Origin of the sequence: Streptomyces sp. SID12501 (assembly GCF_010550245.1) — a bacterium.
In the GTDB taxonomy this organism is placed as follows: domain Bacteria; phylum Actinomycetota; class Actinomycetes; order Streptomycetales; family Streptomycetaceae; genus Streptomyces.
Genome location: NZ_JAAGLU010001068.1, coordinates 1 through 385, shown reverse-complemented (window position 1 = coordinate 385; position 385 = coordinate 1). Strand labels below are relative to the sequence as shown.

Sequence of the window (385 nt, the reverse complement as noted above, 5' to 3'; positions counted from 1 at the left end):
CACGGACACCACGGCCAGCAAGGACCGGTACCACCGGCTGCGGGGCCGCGGCGTCCCGCTCGTGCTCGTCAACGGCTACGCCGAGGGCGTGGACGCCCCGGCCGTGTCGACCGACGACACCGCCGCGATGGACCAGGCGTTCCGCCACCTGTACTCCCTCGGCCACCGTGCGATCGGGCTCGCCGTCGGGCCCACGCGCTTCGTCCCCTCGCAGCGTAAGCGCGACGCGTTCGTCTCGCTCCTCGAGAAGCACCTCGGGACCGCCGACGCCGACGCGCACGTCGTCTCGACGCTGTTCACGGTCGAGGGCGGGCAGGCCGCCGCGACCGAGCTGTTCGCGTCGGGGCACACCGCGGTCGTCTGCGGCTCCGACCTCATGGCCCTC

General features: G+C 73.8%; 1 protein-coding gene. It reads left to right on the top strand.

Going from position 1 to position 385, the window contains the following annotated elements:
* Window positions 1-385, top strand: a 385-nt coding sequence (locus tag G3I71_RS49855; RefSeq protein ID WP_164325608.1) for a substrate-binding domain-containing protein, incomplete at both ends; no start/stop codon positions are given.